General features: G+C 63.7%; 17 protein-coding genes and 1 pseudogene. 1 reads left to right on the top strand and 17 read right to left on the bottom strand.

What is annotated here, in order from left to right; all coding sequences use genetic code 11:
• Positions 1–5 precede the first annotated feature (5 nt).
• The 16 genes and pseudogenes from ToN1_RS03830 to ToN1_RS03755 all read right to left on the bottom strand — a co-directional run bounded on the left by ToN1_RS03830 (position 6) and on the right by ToN1_RS03755 (position 16,317).
• Positions 6–845 (bottom strand): phosphoadenosine phosphosulfate reductase family protein, encoded by an 840-nt coding sequence (locus ToN1_RS03830; RefSeq protein ID WP_169206599.1) that lies wholly within the window; start codon positions 843–845, stop codon positions 6–8.
• Entirely contained in the window at positions 838–4,167 is a 3,330-nt protein-coding gene (locus ToN1_RS03825) for an ATP-binding protein (protein ID WP_169206598.1), read from the bottom strand. The genes ToN1_RS03830 and ToN1_RS03825 overlap by 8 nt, the downstream gene beginning before the upstream one ends.
• Positions 4,164–5,087, bottom strand: coding sequence for a DUF4007 family protein (locus tag ToN1_RS03820; protein ID WP_210148015.1), 924 nt, complete (start codon positions 5,085–5,087; stop codon positions 4,164–4,166). The genes ToN1_RS03825 and ToN1_RS03820 overlap by 4 nt, the downstream gene beginning before the upstream one ends.
• Positions 5,088–5,965: 878 nt before the next feature.
• A complete protein-coding gene (locus ToN1_RS03815; RefSeq protein ID WP_169206596.1) occupies positions 5,966–6,862 on the bottom strand; it encodes a putative bifunctional diguanylate cyclase/phosphodiesterase in 897 nt (298 codons plus the stop codon).
• 427 nt (positions 6,863–7,289) lie between these two features.
• Positions 7,290–7,523 carry a hypothetical protein gene (locus ToN1_RS03810; protein ID WP_169206595.1) on the bottom strand — a complete coding sequence of 78 codons (234 nt, stop codon included), beginning with the start codon at positions 7,521–7,523 and terminating at the stop codon, positions 7,290–7,292.
• A gap of 291 nt (positions 7,524–7,814) precedes the next feature.
• Positions 7,815–8,717 (bottom strand): hypothetical protein, encoded by a 903-nt coding sequence (locus tag ToN1_RS03805; RefSeq protein WP_169206594.1) that lies wholly within the window; start codon positions 8,715–8,717, stop codon positions 7,815–7,817.
• Positions 8,714–9,688 carry a helix-turn-helix domain-containing protein gene (locus tag ToN1_RS03800; RefSeq protein WP_210148014.1) on the bottom strand — a complete coding sequence of 325 codons (975 nt, stop codon included), beginning with the start codon at positions 9,686–9,688 and terminating at the stop codon, positions 8,714–8,716. The genes ToN1_RS03805 and ToN1_RS03800 overlap by 4 nt, the downstream gene beginning before the upstream one ends.
• Positions 9,689–10,132: 444 nt before the next feature.
• Positions 10,133–10,856, bottom strand: a pseudogene (locus ToN1_RS03795) (JAB domain-containing protein).
• Positions 10,857–11,097: 241 nt separating this feature from the next.
• Complete coding sequence (locus ToN1_RS25030; protein WP_169208750.1) at positions 11,098–11,328, bottom strand: zinc finger domain-containing protein; 231 nt, start codon at positions 11,326–11,328, stop codon at positions 11,098–11,100.
• Between the two features lie 16 nt (positions 11,329–11,344).
• The gene (locus tag ToN1_RS03785) at positions 11,345–11,998 is read right to left on the bottom strand and encodes a hypothetical protein (RefSeq protein WP_244860959.1); all 654 of its coding nucleotides are present in this window, start codon (positions 11,996–11,998) and stop codon (positions 11,345–11,347) included.
• Positions 11,999–12,003: 5 nt separating this feature from the next.
• Positions 12,004–12,921: a transglycosylase SLT domain-containing protein gene (locus tag ToN1_RS03780; RefSeq protein WP_169208749.1), complete on the bottom strand. Its 918-nt coding sequence runs from the start codon at positions 12,919–12,921 to the stop codon at positions 12,004–12,006.
• A gap of 10 nt (positions 12,922–12,931) precedes the next feature.
• Positions 12,932–13,492, bottom strand: coding sequence for a hypothetical protein (locus ToN1_RS03775; protein ID WP_169208748.1), 561 nt, complete (start codon positions 13,490–13,492; stop codon positions 12,932–12,934).
• A gap of 11 nt (positions 13,493–13,503) precedes the next feature.
• Positions 13,504–14,037: a PFL_4695 family integrating conjugative element protein gene (locus tag ToN1_RS03770; RefSeq protein ID WP_169208747.1), complete on the bottom strand. Its 534-nt coding sequence runs from the start codon at positions 14,035–14,037 to the stop codon at positions 13,504–13,506.
• A gap of 5 nt (positions 14,038–14,042) precedes the next feature.
• Complete coding sequence (locus ToN1_RS03765; protein ID WP_169208746.1) at positions 14,043–15,071, bottom strand: TIGR03756 family integrating conjugative element protein; 1,029 nt, start codon at positions 15,069–15,071, stop codon at positions 14,043–14,045.
• An 11-nt stretch (positions 15,072–15,082) separates the two neighbouring features.
• Positions 15,083–15,502: a TIGR03757 family integrating conjugative element protein gene (locus tag ToN1_RS03760; protein WP_169208745.1), complete on the bottom strand. Its 420-nt coding sequence runs from the start codon at positions 15,500–15,502 to the stop codon at positions 15,083–15,085.
• A complete protein-coding gene (locus ToN1_RS03755; protein WP_169208744.1) occupies positions 15,499–16,317 on the bottom strand; it encodes a DsbC family protein in 819 nt (272 codons plus the stop codon). The genes ToN1_RS03760 and ToN1_RS03755 overlap by 4 nt, the downstream gene beginning before the upstream one ends.
• Before the next feature lie 32 nt (positions 16,318–16,349).
• On the opposite strand from ToN1_RS03755, the gene ToN1_RS03750 reads away from it, so the two are divergent.
• Positions 16,350–16,658 (top strand): hypothetical protein, encoded by a 309-nt coding sequence (locus ToN1_RS03750; protein ID WP_169208743.1) that lies wholly within the window; start codon positions 16,350–16,352, stop codon positions 16,656–16,658.
• Between the two features lie 14 nt (positions 16,659–16,672).
• On the opposite strand, the gene ToN1_RS03745 is transcribed toward ToN1_RS03750, so the two are convergent.
• The gene (locus ToN1_RS03745; RefSeq protein WP_169208742.1) at positions 16,673–18,262 is read right to left on the bottom strand and encodes a conjugal transfer protein TraG N-terminal domain-containing protein; all 1,590 of its coding nucleotides are present in this window, start codon (positions 18,260–18,262) and stop codon (positions 16,673–16,675) included.
• Position 18,263: the final 1 nt, after the last annotated feature.

Below are 18,263 nucleotides of genomic sequence, written 5' to 3'. Positions count from 1 at the left end.
AAACGCTACTTATGGCACACCACACACGCTCCTCCGCCTTCGTCTTCGCCAAAGAGGTCATCGATGTCAACGATGTTCTCGATTGGCCGCAGAGGATTGATCGGCTTGCGGTTCAACTCCCGCTGCTTCCGCCGTTCGAAGTCTTCAACGATCTGCTGAACCCGTTCCGGCTTGGCGAGTTCGTCCAGTGATTCGCCCTTGGTCCAGGTGAATGGGGAACCGTGCTCCAAGGCGTTTTTCTCGTAGGTTTTGGCGTCCTCATAGGCTTCCGGATGCTGCTCGCGCAGGCGCACCCACTCAATTTTCTGCTGAAAGAAGCAGAAGGTGCAGCCGCTTCGAGAGCGCCAGTCGTAATACTTCGGGATACCCACTCCGGAGGATTCCAGGATGTCCATCACGCATCGCTTGTCGATGCCCGACTCGCGGAAGGGCAGGCGCACTTTGAGGTTCTTGTGCTTGGAGGTGTATCCCTCGCGGTAGTCCTCGTCGGCGCGGATGGCCACATAGGAGACGACAGTGTCGCCGGCCGCGAGCATCGGCCGCACCCACTGCTCGAACGGGGCGAGCTTCAATTGCCGGGTGCACCAGCGAGTCTGGGCCGAAGGCAGGAAGTGGTTGTATTCGCGCAGCCAGAAATCGAAGTCTCGCTGGGGATTGAGCCGCAGGATCGGCTTTCCAAGGAAGCCCTCCAACCGTCCCAGAAACTCATAAACCTCGGGCAGCTCCTTGCCGGTGTCGGTGAAGAAATACTCCACGTCGATTTCGGGATGATGGTGCCGGACGAACACGGCCAAAGCCGCGCTGTCCTTGCCGCCGGAGATCCCCAGAACGTGCCTCTCAGCCATGCTCGACCTCCGCGGAGTCGTCCGTCGCCAGCTTCAAGCCGGCGCGGGCGAGGGCGGCCAGCAGGACGTCGGTGTCCAAGCCCTTCGATTGAAGGCTGCTGGCTAGTTCGTCGGCCAGGTTGTCGACCGTCGCGCGGTGTCGCTCCGAAAGGTCGAATTGGCGCGAAATTGTCCTCGCCGAGGAGCCCGCCCCGATGACGACAGCGAACGCATCGGTCATGGGCTTTCTGCCGCGCACGGACACCAACGCTTCCGACTGGCGGAAACGCAAGGCCAGCCTCGCAATTTCAAGCAGGGCCTGGTCGAAATCTCGATCTGTCCAGTCGCGTGCGGGCTTATTGACCGCCAAGCCAACGATTCGCTCGATGCTCGCCAGGCTGCCATCGTGCTTTGCCAGATGACCTGCGAAGGCGTTTTGGCGCAGCTCGCCATCCAAGTCTTTGAGCAACTCCGCTCTTGCGCGCAGGCGCTCCAAAGCGTTTGCCGGCGCGTCGAGAGCTTCGAGCATGCTCGATTCAATCTTGCGCAGCATCGCCTCGTAGGCCCCTGCGAGCTCGGTGATCGGGCCTCGCAAAGCATCGACGTAATCGGAGCCGTTGGCCGCGCCGAAAACCGCCGCTAGATCCATGAACAGAACCCTGTGCGGATCGCTGGCCTTCGACAAGATGTCGCGCACTTCGCGAGCCTCGGCCGATAGGGTCGCGGTTCGCTTCGTCCAATGGGGAAGGCGGAAAACCAAGGCGACCAGGCCCTTTGCCGCTTCCAATGGGTCGCTTGCCGGCGCCGCGGCGCCGATCGATGCCAGAAGATTCGAGATCCCCGATAGGATCTGAGTTTTCTCGTCGTCTACGACCACCCAGCGAAACGAAAAGCGCTTCTCGTCCTGTAAATACTCGTCGAGATCCGCGTCGTTCAAGCTGGGGATGAACATGCTGTCCTTGTAGACCGCTAGGTTCCCTTTGTGAGCCAAAAGGAAGGCCGTCAGAAGGATGGGTCTGACGGCGGAGCGAACGCCAAAGGGATCGCCGGCCCACAACCTGTCGATTTCAACAGCCTCCACCCGTTTGGACGCGTCGGAGAACAGCTTTCGAGTTTCCTCCCACAAGCGAATCAGGCTTGCTCCGTGCTGCTCGTCCGGAGGCTGAAAGCGCCACGTGTCCGAATCGCCGTCTTTGCGATGCAACCCCGTCCCTTTCAACAGGGACTCATAGAGCCCGCGTTCCGCCGGGAAGGCTTCGAAACCGAGGTTTTCCAGGTTCTCATTTTCCAGCATCGCATGAATCAGGTCGCGCCGAGCTTTGACGCTCGCGCTCGAAGGAGCGTCGCGGTTGATCAGCTCGCTCCAAAGTCGAGGCGAATCCCGGTAAAGATCGTCGGCCAGATCCGACGAGCAACGAGCAATTGGTGTTCCGGCCGAGCAGGTCCGTCCGGCCAAAGCCCAAGTCGCTCGAGCTATCGCAAACCGAAGTTGCTCTTCAAGGGCAGAGCGGGCGGCTGAAATTCGGGCGGTAACTTCACGCTTCCCGACTTGGTCGCCTTCCAGCTCCGGTCGTCCCTGCACGGATTGCAAGCAAACCAGCTCCAAGCCTAGTTCCTCGATCCGAGCGTAGTTCGGCGGGATTCCGACGGCCACCGGCCAAGGGCGACTGCGGGCAATCGTTTCGCATTGGCTAAGAGCGGCCTCCAAACGGACTTCTTTGGACGGAAGAGTCAACAAGAAGAGGCCGAATTCGCCTTTCTTTGGGGAGAACTTGGACGCGATCCCTTCGGCATCTTCAAGTCTGCACAGAGCCACATCCATCCACCGGAGCGTTCCCGTCTTGTGATAGTGCCGCTTGGCGATCGCTGGATAGAGATTGGCGAGGCTCGTCAGCATCGAGAAATCGATGCCGGGAAGGGTCGCCTTCGCTTGGGCAAGTGCTTTTTCGATGTCGAAGTCGCTGCCTTCGAAGACAGACCATGCTCCGAGATGCTTCTTGTAGATTGCAACTCGCCACTTTGAAAGCTGCTTCAACGCCGATTCGACTTCATTGCCGAGACTCTCCGGGAAGAGGGACCGCAGAACCTCGGTGTCGGCAGCCAAGCCTGAGGTGGCGCGAAGTAGATCAATGACGGCGATGCTTTTGATCAGGGCGGAGTGAAGCCCGCTATGGCGAGCCTCGGTTCGATCGACGGCATCCGCAGCTTGCGCCCAGCGGTGGCCGTCCGGGGAAGAAAGAATCGCTTGTTCGAGATTGCCCCTGAGGTAGTCCCAGTAGTGGTCCGGGCGATAGCAGCATTCTTCAGACAGATCCTGCTCTTTGAGGAAAGAGCGGAATCCATGGGGCTCCACGGACCCCAAGAATCCGAAGGTGCTACGTTCATTCTGGCCAAATTGCCGACGGGAAACCGGGCCGAGGAGGGCGGCCATAGCGGGGTGCAATGGCCAACACGCGTCGAGGCTCTCGGTAAAGGCTTCCACGCCAATGGCAGGCCGCCGGGCCGCCATAGCGGATGCGATGGCTCTAGCGCGGGTGCGATTGAAGTGGGGGTGGGCATTCGTTTCGACCGCACGGCCGATCAACTCCACAACCTCGTCACTTGCCGCGACCAATGGAATGTCTACGTAGCGACCTTGAACTTTCGCCCAGTCGTCACGAGCCTCGCTGCCGAGGCGGGAGGCATACTGCCGGAAGGATTGGTGCAGTATGCCGACCACGACGAGCCTTCCTTGGGCTCGGGCCGCGGACTCGGCGAGATCCTGAAAGAAATAGACGTCGTCGCCGAGGCCGAGAGCGGCTGCTTCGAGAAATTTTCCCATTTCGTCGATGACGAGGATGACCCCGTCATATCGCTCACTGGCAGCCACAGCGCACAGCTCCGCAACGACTTCCTTGGCAGAGCCAGGGCTCGCGCGCGAGCCAATCGCGTGATTTAGCGCCTTTGAAATTTCTTCCGAGACAAACCCCCTCCGGCCGACGACCGGAAGAACGAGCCAGCCGTTGCTTACGGGGAGGGCTTCGTCGAAATTCGGATGGACATTCAGGCGCAACACCTCGCGGGCTTGAGCGCGCAGGCTTTCATCGGGGCCAAGAGCTGATGCCAGAGCAACGGCTAACGAAGACTTGCCGCCGCCGAACGGGCCGGTCCAGGTGAAGGCCCGCTGATTGCTCCCCGAAATCTGCTTGGCCATGGTGTCTAGCACATCGGCGGCCGTCTTGTGGCATACATAGCCGTCGAGGGCGTCCATGCGCCCAAAGTCCACGTCCAAACGGATGGAGCGTTGGTATTGCTGCCGGATACGAACGATCTCGGAAAGCTTTTTTGTTTTTTGAGCGTTCATTCGTAGGCCTTGTCCAGCATCCTGTTTCGAAACGCCGAACTGTCCCAGCTCTTTCGAAGCACTTGCCGAAGGCCGGAGGTGTCAGTCCAAGAAAGGACGCCCAAGGTGAACTCATCCAAAGAGAAAAGGCGCTCGGCAACCGACTCCTCGTCAAGCTTGAATACGCGTCCAGGGGAGCCTTCGCCATAAACGATAGACTCGAATGCCATTGAGCTAGCGGAGGAGTTTAGAGCTTCCCAATAGTCGATCAGCGCGTAGACGAACATGCCGTTGCTGAGCGTGGGCTTCGGGCCGCGCCGAAAGGCGAAGATTCCTTTGGTTTCCTCGGCGATCAAGCCCAACTCTCCGAGCATGGGCTCGGCGAAATCTTCCGGCGAGCCGCCGCCGGATCTCGGTGCATAGCTGCGGATGCACGTATCGATGTCGCGGGTTAGGGTCGAGGCGGATACGCCGCGCTTGGTGTTGAACTTGGCCGCAAAGTCGGCCAAGGGTCTTTCAAGGTCCGTCTTTCTGAAGTTCGGTGCGGTGACCTTGTTGAACAGCCAAAACCAAGTCGTCGAGCGGTTTCCCAATCCGGCAAGCTGCCAATGGACGAACCACGCGGTCGTCGGGTTCTCCGAATAGGGGTCCAAGCCATCGTTTGAAAAAATCTTCTGAGCCGTGGTGGATAGCTCGTAGTCGTCGGAGCGGCCTTCGCTGATCAGATTGGTGGCGAGAGCCCAATGCCGGATCGAGGCGACCATGTTCTTGCCGACGCCAAACCGGGCGATCGATTCCTCGTTGGTGAAGACTGATTTCTTGATCCGGTTGTCTTCCGTTTTTTGGTCGAAGACCTTCTTGAGCCACATCTGCCTCAGCGTGAAGGTTTCATGGCCAGAGAAGTGGGGGATGTATCCCGGCGAAATGGCGGCGATTGTCATGGCCGAATTTTACCACTGGACGATCCGTCCAGGCAGTGGGATAGCTAACTGGAGGAGTTCCCCAGTGCCGGGCTCTGCCGTTAACCTCAGAGGTTCCTGTTAGTTGTCCTGATGCCAGACGTTGCTGTTAATAAGATGATAATTGCCAATTTTCTATGAAGTTTTCGCAAGAATACTCCGCTCTGGTCGAATGTTGATCTCTTCGCGATCTGCTACGGCACCCAAGAATGCCGACGGTTCCACGTCATATCCTAGGCGGTCGAATATCTCTAACCTTCTTTGCCGCGCTGCCCGTTCCAAGGCTGAGTTGATGTCGAGTCCAGTAATGATCGGGGTGGGCCGCCAGTGAAGAGCCTCCGCGTCGGAACCGAAGTCGGCCGCGGCCACCGCATTACCGAGGTTGTCGAGAAGCTCGACCCGGGCGATACCGCTCGCCGGCTCAATGGGTGATGGATGTTCGCGTCTGTTCAAGGACCCGAACCATGCGTACAGGGAGTCCTGTTAACGGACCGCCGTCCGCGCGTCTTCGAACGTCCCTGGTGAAAGCTCAATGAGCTTGACGAGACGCCTTCTGAGCGATGTGAAATCGATGGAAGCGTGCTCGTCGTACACCGGATCCTCCCTCCATCCGACGATGCGGACGGCGGACACGACGGTCGGGCCCAGGTAGGACATGTGCGCGAGCTCGCGACAGTCGTCCGTCGTGTCGAGGCCAAGATCCACTCCGCTGCGATCGTCGCTTTCAAGACTCGGCGATGGGCCTCGAAAGTGGCGGCCTCGATGACGGCGCGTGTGACCTCCTCTGCGACAAAGGAGGCTGCACCTGAAGGGTCGGCGCGCAGCGCCAGCTTGTCGGTCGGCGTGTTCATGCAGATCCGCTACGGCTCGACGATCGTGTGCTGTCGGGGCTCGAGAAACGCATCGTGGAACAGGGCCGGTGGCAGGCTTTCGCCAACCAGGTAGCCCTGGACCATGTCGCAGCCCATGACGCGCAGGAGTTCGTGTTGAGCCGCCGTCTCGACGCCTTCCACAATGACGATCAGATCCAGTTCATGGGCGAGCGATATGATGTTTCGCACGATTGTCGAATCCGCGCGGTCGGCGAGATCGACTACAAAGCTTCGGTCTATCTTCAGAATGCGGACCGGCATGCGCTTGAGGTAGCTCAGCGACGAGTAGCCGGTGCCGAAGTCGTCGATGGCCAGCCGTATGCCCAGATGCGCGAGGCGGGCGACGTTCTCCCGCGCGCGATCGTTGGCGCGCATGCAAATGCTCTCGGTTATTTCGACGACCAGGTCATCGGGCCGCAGGTCGAAGCGTTCGAGTGCGTTGGCGACCGTGTCGGCGATGTCGCGCCGGCGCAATTGCTCGACCGAGAAGTTGACCGCGACCCGCAGGTCATGGCCGGCGGCGTGCCACGCGTGAAGCTGCGCACACGCGGTCTCAAGTACCCATTGTCCGATCTTGCCGATCAGTCCTTGGTCTTCCGCGACGGGGATGAAGGTGTTGGGGCTGATCATGCCGAGTTGGGGATGCTGCCAGCGGATCAGCGCCTCGGCCGCCACCATGCGGCCGGTGCTTGCGTCGATCTCGGGTTGGTAGTGAAGGACGAACTCGTCATGCTCGACGGCGCGTCGGAGGTCTCGCCCGATCCGAAGGTGCGAGCGAGCTGTTGCGTCCGTGGCTTGATGGAGCCGGCGCGCGGGCCGGACGCTGCGCCGTCGATTCCAATTCCACCCATGCGGGTGTTCCGGGGGATTGCGTGTCGTGTGCATTGTTCCTCTCCGTGTCTCGGTTGCCGGTGGCCGAAAAATGTCTCGGCCGTGCTTCTTGGCTTTTCGACGTGTCGCAGCCAAGCACGGGGCGTTAAGGCGGGCGGACACCGATCGCGAAAGCGGAGCGAAGCCAGGCGCGCAACGCCTGGACACTGCGCCGGCATGCACCGGCCGCGAGGGATCCTACGAGACGAGGCAACCCGCGTAGGCGAGTCGCTCAGACAGCAGCGAAGGGAAAGCAAGGTGCGAAGCTGCTTCGAAGGGTCGAAGAGGTCGCTTAGCGAGGGGAGCGAGAGCAGGAAATATCGACTGGACGGCTTTACGATAGTGCGTCAGTCGAATATCGGCAAGGCATTATTGCAGCATGCTGGCTGCGCGGGTGGTGTGGAGCGTTCCGGGCGAATCTGCCCGGAACGCCGCTTTCTGGTTAGAACGGTAGCTCTTCTTCGGCGATGGAGCCGGTGGGGCGCAGCAAGAGATGCTCATGGAACCAGCGCTGGTACTTTGCGAGCTCGTTTGCGAAGTAAGCGGAGCCGGGAAACACGAGTAGCAGCTCCTGGTAATGTGCGATGCGTTCGCGAAAGCGGTCCTCCCAATGGGTAAATGGAAGGTGGGCTTGTGGATCCTGCCCCGGCCTGTTTGCGGGTTCGTCGTGCCACATTTGGCGATCTCCCGGAGGGTAGGTGCTGGACGGGAGAGCGCACGAGCCGCGACCGGGACGTGGATCATCCCGGAGGGGAAGTTGGATGCAACTGGAACGAAGACCCCGGGCGGATGCCGTACCTGTTTCAGGGGCTGACAGGTCGCGCGGCTACGATGAGCCGGTGCTGGAGAATGTCATCCAATTGTGGTTCACGCCAGGCTGGCATTCAAGGATGAAGGATAGTCGTGAGGCGAGGGCGGCCTTCCTCGGAAACGGCTGGTGATTCGTGGACCTTGCCGCGCCGGTCAGTTACTGCGTACCAGGGGCTGACCCGATGAGGGCGTTGGACGGGCTGGTGTGATTCGAGCAGTTGGCATGCACGCAGTCCTCTGTGTGGGCCGGCTCTTCGGCACAAGGGGGGAGCCGCGTCGGACCCATGCCGTTCATGCGCTCTTGCGCGGCGCGGAACATGCTGGCCTTGCGTGCCTCCATTGCGGCCTGCCGCCCGCGCTCATCGGCGGCGCGCTGCGCCTCGAGCTTCGCCGCCTGGTCCCCAAGTTCGGCGAGGTGGGCCCGGAGGCGCTTGAGGCCGCGCGTCGCGGTCTCGCGGGCATCCTCCGGAATGTGGGCGAGCAGCCGCGCGTCGTCGTCGCCGATGAGCGACGCCATCACCGAGTCGCTGTCCGCCGGCACGGGTAGCAGGGGCTGGACGGCCTCTTGCGTGATTCGCCCCGCCACGACGGCCGCAGAGAGGGTCGCCGCGCGCTGCCGCGCGTCATGGCCGAGCGACGCCCACCATCGGCATGGCACCCGCGCCTCGCGCGCCTCGCGCACCAGACGCTCGTACGCCTGGCAGAACGCCATGCGCGCCGCCACCTTGTCGCGAGCATCAAGGAGCGGCCTGGCCACCGCCAGCGCCTGCGTGATCTCGTCGGTCCATACCACGGTCACGGCGTCGTCGTCCGCGGAAAGAGCGGTCGCCCACGCCTCCTCCGCGCCAGGGCGACCATCGAGTTCCGCGACCCGCTCGAGCACGGCGGCCACGGTCAGGCGGCCCTTCAGTTCCTTGCGGCAGCGCTCCAGGGCGCGCAGTACGTCGGCGTCGGGGTAGGCCGACAGGTCCGCATCCATGACCTTCAGTGCCGCCGCGGACAGCTCGGTCCCGGTCAGTTCGGCCGTCATGGCGATGGCCTTCAGCGTGTTCGCGCTCACAGTGACTCTCCTCGTTCGGCCAGCACCTCGGCGAGGGCGGCCATGGTGGTGCCGGCTCTGTCGGACTGGCGCGCCTTGCCGGCGGTCATGAGCCTTCCCGTCACCCACTCGGTGCGCAACTTCTCGGCGTCGCTCAGTAGGCAGCCGAAGTCGTGCATGCGGCCAACGTAGTAGCTCCCCGGGTGCAGCACGAACCACGCGGCAATCAAGGGTGATTCGTCGTAGCCGATGCGCTGCACGAACTGCTTCACCTGCGAGCTGACCTTCTGGTTTCGAACTGGGGCGGCGCCGTAGCGGTCTGCATAGGCGTTCCGGTAGGCCGCCCAGGTCGTCCGGCACGCGGCCTGCAGGCGCGTCTCGCCGGCCGGATCCTGCTGGGGGGCTGGCGCCTTGGCGACAGCAGGGAGGCGTTCTGGCTCCGAACACGGCGCCGTCCCCCTGACGGTTAACTGGTGGTTCATTGGTGGTTCACTGACGGTTTGGCTCCCACTGGTGGGAGGCGTCTCGGGACACCCATGGGAGGCCTCCACTCCCATGGGTGGGAGCCCTCCGCTCCCCTGGGTGGGAGGGGTGACATCGACGGGAGGGGTGACATTGGGGGGAGGGGTGACATTGGGGGGAGGGGTGACATTGGGGGGAGGGGTGACACGGACGGGAGCCGTCTTTCGGGCCGCCGCCTCGTCCGCCAACCCCTTGAGCTTCGCGACGTTGAGCTGATACTGCTTGGTGGTGCCGGGCGCGCCACCATTGGCATGCCCGACCACCTTGAGGTATCCCGCCTCTTCAAAGCCGTGAATGATCCTGCGGGCCTGCTTTTCCGACACACGGATCTTTTCCGCAACAGCTTTCATCGACGGGTGGAGGCTCCCGCCCTCGTCATTGCACCAGTCGGCGAGGGCGAGCATTGCCAGCATCTCGCTTCCGGACGCAGGGAAGCCTTCCCACACGAGGGACATGACCTTGATGCTCACGAAGACGGTACCTCACCCGCGCGGGCCGTGGGTCGAGGAGGACAGCGCATCTCATGATCGGCGTGAATCAAGCCGCCTAATTGACGCCCGGGACATGCTGCCTGTGATTCCTCCATGTGCTTTCCTCGCTGGCATTCGTGGTCCGAGATGGTCGATGCATGCCAAGGCGGTCCGATGGCGATTGCATCGGCCGCGGGGCGGGGCATCAGGACGGGTCGAGGTCAGAGCGGCGGGAGGCGCCGGTCTACGAGCAAGGAAATGCGCGAGTGTCGCGCGAAGCGAGAGATCAAGAGCGTCCCCGCCGGGTCTCGAGTGACGGCATGGCGCCTTCGAGACAGCACAAAAATACCGGCCAGACCGTGGTTTGGCAAGTGCAGGGGATTCGCTGGCGAATTCCCCTGACGGATCGGCGCCACGGCTACGGTGGCCGCAGGAAAGGCAAGACTACAGGAGCCCCCGCTGGGCGAAGGACACATCCGCAGTGCCTGCGATGACGAAGTGGTCGAGCACCTTCACGTCGACCGTGGCGAGTGCCTCCCTCAGCCGCCGGGTCAGGAGCTCATCGGCCGTCGAAGGCTCCGACGCGCCCGAAGGGTGCTGGTGCGAGAAGATCACGCCGGCTGCACGAAGCTCGAGCGCTCGGCGCACTATCTCGCGGGGATAGACGCTGGTCTGGGTCAGCGTGCCGCGAAACGCCTCTTCGCCGCGGATAAGGTGGTTTCGGGCATTGAGGTACAGGACCACGAAGACCTCGTACGGCAGCTCCTTGAAGAACGTCCGGAGGAACTGCCTGACGACATCAGGCGAGTCGAGAACGTTCCGGGTTGTCAGTTGCTCGGCGAAGCTGCGGTGCAGAACCTCGATCGCGCAGGCGAGCGCCTCCCATGCCGGGGTGCGCGGCTCCCGGGCAAGTTCGACGATCTTGCTCCAGGATCCATCGCAGTGCTCCCAGATGTCCTCGGCTTCGGGGCCGAAGAAGCGCTCGAGCAGTGCAGCATCCGCAAGGGACGTTTGAGAGGAAAAGAAGGACAACATCGGCGTCTCCTTGGAGAAATGCGGGGAGCGCCGTGTTCCCGCGGGAAAACAACTCCCCACGGGATTGACGAGAAACTGATCCTTGACCCCGAGCCCGAAGGCCGTTCCGGTTACAGGGGCTGACCGGACGCAACGCAGCCGCGCGGCTGGGCGTTGAAGACATGCTAGTTGGCGCGTCGCACGATTTCAATGTCGGGCGGCATCCCTTGTGGCAGTGTGCGGCCTCACTGACCTCACGCCAATGCGAATCGCCCCGGCGCCAACGCGCTTGTCCACAGAAACTGGGGATAGAGCTGTGGATAAACAGCGAAGGTCCTTAGCTGTCAGGGGCATGGCGCACAGTTCGAGAAAGGAGCGAATGTGCCGAAATGTCGTTAACCAGGAATTGAACCTCGGCCGTTGCAGGACGGGCACAGCTGGAATTCTCTGCTCGTCTCGACGCCGTATCCGTGACATGCCTGGCAGGTGTCGGCGCCGAACCGCGGATCGTCGGTCGAGGAGCGTCGGTCGCGACCGGTGCCTCCGCACGAGTGGCAAGTGCGCTCGCTTGCTACGAGGGTTTCGCCGGCCCCGCGGCACAGCGGGCAAGGACGTTCATCGAGCATGGTGAGGCTCCGGTGGTCAGAAGGTATTGTCGAGGCTCAAGCGGATCTTGGCCGGCAGATCCCGCCAGCCGGCGGGGTCATCGGTGGTGACGCAATACTCGCCGGTGACGCGGGTGCCGGAGCCGTCGCGGGCGAGGTCGAGCCGCAGCTTGTACTGGCGCTGGCCGTTGGCCACGTCGGGCGATTGCACTACCTGTTCGAGGCGGTAAAGGGCGCCGGGAGTGGTCTCGTGGAGATAACCCGAGATGTAGAGTCCCGCCTCGCCGGTTCCTGATTGAACCTTGGCCTGGTTCGGAGTAACGAAGCTGTACCGGCTCATCACCCGCGCATAAGTTGAATCGACGTCGCGAACCGAGCGCGTAGAGAATGGGTTGCACACCACGTTGTTGCGCCAGTTCCGATAGATCTTCTTGCCGAGGGTATCTTCGGGCGCGTCGAGATTCATCATGGTCGGTGCGCTCGGGCTCGACTGCTGTCGCACTCGCTCGCGCGTTTCGTCAGCCTCGCGTTTGGCTTGCTCCTCGCAGGCCTTGCGATCGGCAGCGCCTATGCACTTGGCGCCGAAGATCAGGCCGTCGAGCACGTCGGCGCGAGCAGGCTGCAGGGGCGCCACCAGAAGGAGGGCGGCCAGGTATGGCGTTCGTTTCATCATCGCCTCCATGGAAGTCATCAGACCTACATCATGATGAGCAGCACAATCCATGTCAGAACAATAGCGCGGCCGACGTCGACCGCGAGATCCCGCTTTGTATCAAATCCCTCCGACAGGCCGCGCCACTTGGCGACGACGACCCATGCGATCCAGGTAACGAGGGCCATTGCTGCAATTCCGACCAGCAACTGCCTGACCTGCCCCATCTGGTAGCCGGTGGCGCCGAAGAAGCCTTGGGCGGCGGAGGTGTAGCCGAAGCTCGTGCCCTTGAGCAAGGCGGCGGAGCCTGTCCCGGCCGACGGCGTCAAGGGGGCAGGGGTATGGACATAGCCGCCCGGCGAGCCGCTTGAGGGCGTGGCGGCGAGGACCTCGGCGTAGCTGGGGGGCGTGAAGGCCAGTGTATAGCCGGCAAACTGCCCCAGGTAGGAGACGAGCTTGGTGCCGTTGCCGTCGGCCGGATCGGTCGCCCCACCCGATCTCAACCACTCCCCTACGGCGCCAGCGCCCACGAGGTGTGCCGCGGCGACGAGACCCGACGCGGTGATGGGGATGCCATTGATCGTCGTCCCCAGGTAGCTTTCGGCGCCATGGACTTTCCTGAGCGCGTTCCACTCCTGCTCGTGGTAAGCGGTTACCGCTTGGATCTGGGCGTCGGGATTCGCGAGAAGATCGGTCAGCGAATTGACCCCGTACTTGCCGGTGAAGCGGCCCGCCCAGTCGTTGGTCTTCGGCGTGCCGTCGCCGGCGTAGAGGCCTGCGTCCTGCAGGGCTGCCTCGCCGAACTGGAAAAGACCGACGTGACCGAACTGGTTGGTGACCGCCGGGTTCATCGTGCTCTCCCGCTGCCCGAGCGCTTTGAGGAAATCGGTGTAGGCCACGCCGGCCCAGACGAGGCCGGCCAGCAGAAGCAGGACGAGCGCGAGCTGTATACGGGCGTTCATGCCACGTCGCCTATTGGCTTGGGCACGGTGTGCCGTCGGGCCTGATGGAGCGCGCGTACCGGTACCTACCGTCCGCGGCGAGGCGCCACACCCCTTGGCACAACCCACGGCCGCCGACGGCCAGGTCGTGCCACCCCTCAGTCGTTGTTGGCAGCACGCGGTAGGCGGCCGCCATGACGTCGAGGCGCTGGCCCCAGCGCCCGCCGAGGCGCTTGGCGAACAGCCAGACGCTGCTGCCCGTCATACCCGACGTGCAGGTATTGCCGGCGACGACGAAGACCTCTGGCCCGCCGTCGCCGTTCAGGTCTTCGAGGATCACCTCGGGATGCATCGCCGTTTCGCAGCCGGGGAGGCTGCTCACGACGACGCCGTTGTGCAGGGCGAGAGGGGTGAGGGCCGAGATTTCGGCCCGGTCTGTCTGAGACAACGCGGCCGGCGGCACCGCCGCGAAGAGCGCGGCGGCGAGGGGCTGGAAATCGCCGTGCGACGTGTCTGCAGCCGGGGGTACGCCCGAGTAGACGAGGGCAAGGCCGATGGTAAGCCCCTGCGGGAGGTTGATTCTCTGATTCATGGCGTGACCTCCTACTGCGAAATCGCCCCGTCGGCGCCGATGAGGACGGGCCAGACGTGAATCCCGGCCGCCTCGAGGAGCGCATCGGCCGACATAGGCACCATATGCAGGTCGGCCGAGGCCCGCAGTCGCAGGAAATCCTCCCGAGTGCCTACGGACGCGACGATCCCCCGCGCGCCCATCCGACGCAATGCGTCCGCATTGCGTTGCAGCCATTCGAGGGAGGCCGGGTCGTCGCCGACTATGAAGATGGGCTGCCCGGGTCCGCCCGGCAGCTTGCTGGGCATTGGGTTCTGCAGCAACCGACCGGGCCCTGCGCGGGTCGAGACCACCGGGAAGAGCTGAGGCGGCTGTAGTTGCGCCGGCATCTGGGGGGCCGGCGCCGCTTCGCCGACGTCGTCGGCGAACGGTTCGAAGTATGGCGCGAGCGGCATGCCTCCGGCGTCGTGGATGACGGTGGGCGGCCGGCTGGCAAGGGGGGGCGCCGACCAGGACGGCGCGGCGAGAAGAACGGCCAGCATGGGGATGAAACGGATCGGATTCATCGCATTCACCACAAGCCGAACTGGATGCTGCCGAGAAAGATCTGGCCGCGCACCCGGCAGCAGGCGTACGGACGCCACAGCGTGTAGGCGTAGCTTCCGGAACGGGTGGTCATGGCGTCGCCGTAGGAGACTGGGCTCGCAGTGTCATTGAGCCCGAAGACGTGGCAGGGTGTGGGGAGCGCGACGTTCATCTGCCACAGGCCACCCATGGGATCGTTCTCCCGCGCCGGCGGCGGATCCCACACCAGCTGACCGCGCCGGCGCCGCGTGCCCCCCGAGGGGACGTAGGCGTAGACGTGCGGCTGCGCCGGTCGGGTGATGAAATCGGCGATGCGCTGCGACAGGACCGCGGCGGCCTTGACCTCGTGCTGTTGCACCACCTCGCCGGTGCGTGGATAGAGGTTGCCCCAGGTGTTAAGTGGCCAGGTGCCGACCTCGCGCATGCCCGGCACCCAGGAGGCCGGAAGCAGGAGCTCTGCCGGCAGATAAGAACGCCACACGGCCGCGTCCAGGGGCGATTGGTAGTAGGGCACGAAGGGAATCACGGCCGAGGGGCAGGTGACGAGGTCGGGCAGTCCAGCCGCGGGATGGCCGATGACATCCGCGTCGCGGAAGCGCCGCTGCTTGTCTGTGCGATCGGCCTGAGATTGTGTGCCGGCGCTGTCGGCCAAGTCGACGCCGAGCAGTGTCCCGAGGAGCCCTCGGCTCGCGGCTGCGAGCGGGATGCCGATCTCGGGCCAGGGGTGCGTGGCCACATCGTGGTAGGTGCTCACTACCAGGTCGGGGGCGAAGTGGCTGAAGCGGGTAGACGTGCGGATGGAGCAGCCGACGGGCGTGCACTGCAACCAGTAGCAGATCCCCGACACATGCCAGGCAGCGCAGGCCGGGTAGCTTGCGACTGCCTGGGCGAGGAGGGCAGCGGTGGAGGTGATCTCCAAGGCGCCCGACTGGGGCGCGCAGGTGACGACGCAGGCGGCCAGGAGCGTGCGCAGACGTCGCGTCGCGGCCGACCGGGTGACGGAGAACGCGCGCATGCCGCTTCCTCCTACCGACCGCGCCGGGCAAGCCATGTCTGGTAGATGGCGCGGGCCTGATTCACGTCCCCCACGCCGTAAACCACGGCCGCCCCATCGAAGACGATCGCCGGCACCTTGGTGAGCCGGTACTGCATGGCCGCGGCCAGGCCCTGTGCGCTGGTCCCGATCGCCTGGCGGTCGGCCTCGGTGAGCGCCTCGAAGCGGCGCTTGGCGATCGCTTCGGCATGAGCGGGGTCGGGGGGTAGCCCGGCGGACAGGGCGGCATTGATTCGCTCCATGCCGTCAACGTGATACACCGTCGCCGTTCCCGTGCCGCGCACGTGCTGGGTGCCGAGCAGGAAGACCTCGACCCGCTCCTGAGCCTGAACGGGCGGAAGGGCGGCGGTACAGGCCAGCGACGCGACGAGCTGGCGCAACGTCGCGCTCACTTGCCTGCTTCCCCGGCTGCGCGCGTCAGGGCTTCCTCGAGCTCGGCGCCGGGGATCGTGCCGACCAGCCGGCGCCCATTGGTCAGCACGAGGGTTGGCGTGTTGCGGATACCACGGCTACGTCCGAACTCGACAATCCGCCCGACCCGCTCCATGGCCGGCTCGCAGTGGGGCTCGATCTGCCGTGGCGCCGGCGCGCCTTCCATGTAGGCCTGCCATTTACCGGCCTGTTGACCGCCCGTGCCGCACCAGGCGGCCACCGCTGCGGGAATCGATTCGGGGGAGACAACGGGGTACGTGAAGGTGTAGATCGTCACATTGTCGAGTGCGGCGAGCGTAGGCTGCAGCGACCGGCACGCAGGGCAAGCCGGATCCTCGAACACGGCGAGCCGCCGCGAGCCGTTCCCGCGCACCGTCTTGATCGCAAGGTCGAGCGGCAGATCGGCGAAGGGGATTGCCGCGAGCGCTTCGAGCCTCGCCTGCGTGAGGTCGCGGCGATCAACCATGTCCACCAGGCGACCCTCCACGAAGGCGTAGCGCCCGGTCGCGTCCACATAGAAGACGTCCGTTCCATTGACGATCTCGTAGATGCCGGAAACTGGCGTGGGGGCCACCGAGTCGGGCCGGACCTGTCCGGCGGTGTTGCGCGTGACGGCGGCCTTGATGTCGTCGGACGCCTTGATCGGATCGGCCGTGGCGATGCCGAGGGAGAAGGACAGGAGGATCGCGCCCGCCACATGACTTACAGCGCGGTACATCTTCGAGGTGTACGTACCGGGTCGGGCGGCGTATTTTTCAGAGTGGGTGATTGTCATTGGTACATTCCTCACCTGTGTAGGAGGCACGTATGAAGCCAATTGCGAACCTGATCCGTACGCCGTTCGTTTGCGCGTTTGCCCTCCTGGCGGGCATGGCGAAGCCGTTGGCTTTCTTCCTGACGACAGGGCGTGATGCGGATGCAGAGAACCATGAACGCGGCACTGACGCGTTCGGGCGAAATGACATCGCGCCGTTCGACTACGGACCTTTTGGGGGCTTGGACAATACCGAGGGGGCTTACACCGGTTACACGGTGCATGGTCGCGAACCGATCTCTGTCGGTCGCAACGGGGAGCGAGTCGGCGCATATTCCGGCGACCCCATCGTCCATTTCTGAGTCTGACGCCATCATCATCGTCCCCGCCGGAGTGTGTGCCCGACACCACCAACAAAGCGGGTGGCGATATGTGCTCCGGATTGGCCCGCCGCCATGCCCGCTGTGATTGCACTGTGCTTCATGGCATCGATGCCATGCACTACGTGCAGGCTCGCCCATCCCATCATCCCGCTCCAGATCAGGGGTAGGCCGAGATAAAGGCCGATGAGGAGCGTATTCAAGGTGCTACGCTTGAGCGCCGCGTCGAACTCCAGGTGCAGGACGTTGAGTAGAAGGTGCTCGGCGTCCGGGTACATCGCGATCCACAGGTGTTCGTCGATCCACATCGCGATGTACCAGAGGACCGCCCAAAGCTTGACCGTGAAGATGGCGAGCGCGCCCAGGAACATGATTTGAAGGCTGTAGCGCCCGAAGACCAGGATCAGGGGCAGGAACATGTAGATGCCCATGAGGATCAGGGGCTGGGCCAGGGTTGCAAACTGGATGATGGGAAAGCGGGAAGCCTGGGTGTGGAGCGCCTTGTTCACCATCCCCGCCATTCCTGCGACGTCGGGTCCGGCTCCGAGTAAGGCCTGGTACCAGCGGCGATTGTCATCGGGGAGCATCGTCTCGGGCGCGAGCGCCGGATTTGACCGCCCCGTGGCGAGCCTTGCCAATCCGTCCTCCCGCTTCTCGACGGCGACTGGGCTGAACACCAGCGCCACCTTCTCGGTCAGCGAGGTCGGCATCGCCGCGAGATTGCCGACGCCCTTGACCAGCTTGGCTCGCACGCCGATCGCAGGATCCGCCCACCATTCGAGACAGGTGGGGCGCCCGTAGTCCGGGACTGCGGTGTTGGCATCCATATCCGCATCCTGGACGGCTTTGTCGAGAGCGAACCCCGGCACGCCGGCACGCGCATGCAGGGCCGGGTAGAGGTTCGGGTCGGCCTGAAAGGCGTGGCTTCCCATCCAGTCGGGATCCCCTTCGCCGTAGGCCTCCAGCGCGGCAGCCGCGGCAGGGGATGGCGGATTTTCGAGATAACGGGACCGGCCTGGCAGGTAGCATTCGTTGTAGAAGCGCTGCACCTCCGCGCGCAGGGTCGGATCCTCCACCGCGGCGGAGCGGGCGAATTCTTCCACTTCCCGGAGGCCGCTCAAGCCGCCCGAGATGCCGCCGCGCACCGCATCATTGAACCCGGCAGACAGGCCCATGACGGAAAACCACCAGGGGGGCAGCGCGAGGTTCTGCGGCACCGAGCTGAAGGCATCGTCGTAGGTGCTGTCCGAGCTCGTTCCGGTTGCAGTGGCGGGAGCCGGATTGAGTGCGGTCGCTGCGGGCGTGTGGCGGAGACTGACGTTTTGGAGGCTGGTGCCGACCGGCGTGAAGCAGAAGGCCATGACGAAGATGGCGGTCCAGAACTCGACCTCCATTTTCCTCACCATCCAGGCCGCATCGGCGCCTTCGACGGCGTTCATTTCATGGGCGCGCAACCAGGTGCCGATGATGATGAAGAGGAAGGGGAGGAAGATGATGCCAGTGTCCACGAGGATGTCGCGAAAGATGCCCGCGAACGCCCAACCGTACATGGTGGTGAAGAGCTCCAGGTAACTGTCGACGCTCACG

It is taken from the genome of Aromatoleum petrolei (genome assembly GCF_017894385.1).
Lineage (GTDB): Bacteria > Pseudomonadota > Gammaproteobacteria > Burkholderiales > Rhodocyclaceae > Aromatoleum > Aromatoleum petrolei.
The sequence above is the reverse complement of the archived record's forward strand: the minus strand, read 5'-3'. Positions and strand labels throughout refer to the sequence as shown.

Coding starts and splice junctions, on each gene's coding strand:
- ToN1_RS03830 (WP_169206599.1), bottom strand. CDS start 845: ATGGCTGAGAGGCACGTTCTGGGGATCTCCGGCGGCAAGGACAGCGCG.
- ToN1_RS03825 (WP_169206598.1), bottom strand. CDS start 4,167: ATGAACGCTCAAAAAACAAAAAAGCTTTCCGAGATCGTTCGTATCCGG.
- ToN1_RS03820 (WP_210148015.1), bottom strand. CDS start 5,087: ATGACAATCGCCGCCATTTCGCCGGGATACATCCCCCACTTCTCTGGC.
- ToN1_RS03815 (WP_169206596.1), bottom strand. CDS start 6,862: ATGCACACGACACGCAATCCCCCGGAACACCCGCATGGGTGGAATTGG.
- ToN1_RS03810 (WP_169206595.1), bottom strand. CDS start 7,523: ATGTGGCACGACGAACCCGCAAACAGGCCGGGGCAGGATCCACAAGCC.
- ToN1_RS25030 (WP_169208750.1), bottom strand. CDS start 11,328: ATGCTCGATGAACGTCCTTGCCCGCTGTGCCGCGGGGCCGGCGAAACC.
- ToN1_RS03785 (WP_244860959.1), bottom strand. CDS start 11,998: ATGACTTCCATGGAGGCGATGATGAAACGAACGCCATACCTGGCCGCC.
- ToN1_RS03780 (WP_169208749.1), bottom strand. CDS start 12,921: ATGAACGCCCGTATACAGCTCGCGCTCGTCCTGCTTCTGCTGGCCGGC.
- ToN1_RS03775 (WP_169208748.1), bottom strand. CDS start 13,492: ATGAATCAGAGAATCAACCTCCCGCAGGGGCTTACCATCGGCCTTGCC.
- ToN1_RS03770 (WP_169208747.1), bottom strand. CDS start 14,037: ATGAATCCGATCCGTTTCATCCCCATGCTGGCCGTTCTTCTCGCCGCG.
- ToN1_RS03765 (WP_169208746.1), bottom strand. CDS start 15,071: ATGCGCGCGTTCTCCGTCACCCGGTCGGCCGCGACGCGACGTCTGCGC.
- ToN1_RS03755 (WP_169208744.1), bottom strand. CDS start 16,317: ATGACAATCACCCACTCTGAAAAATACGCCGCCCGACCCGGTACGTAC.
- ToN1_RS03750 (WP_169208743.1), top strand. CDS start 16,350: ATGAAGCCAATTGCGAACCTGATCCGTACGCCGTTCGTTTGCGCGTTT.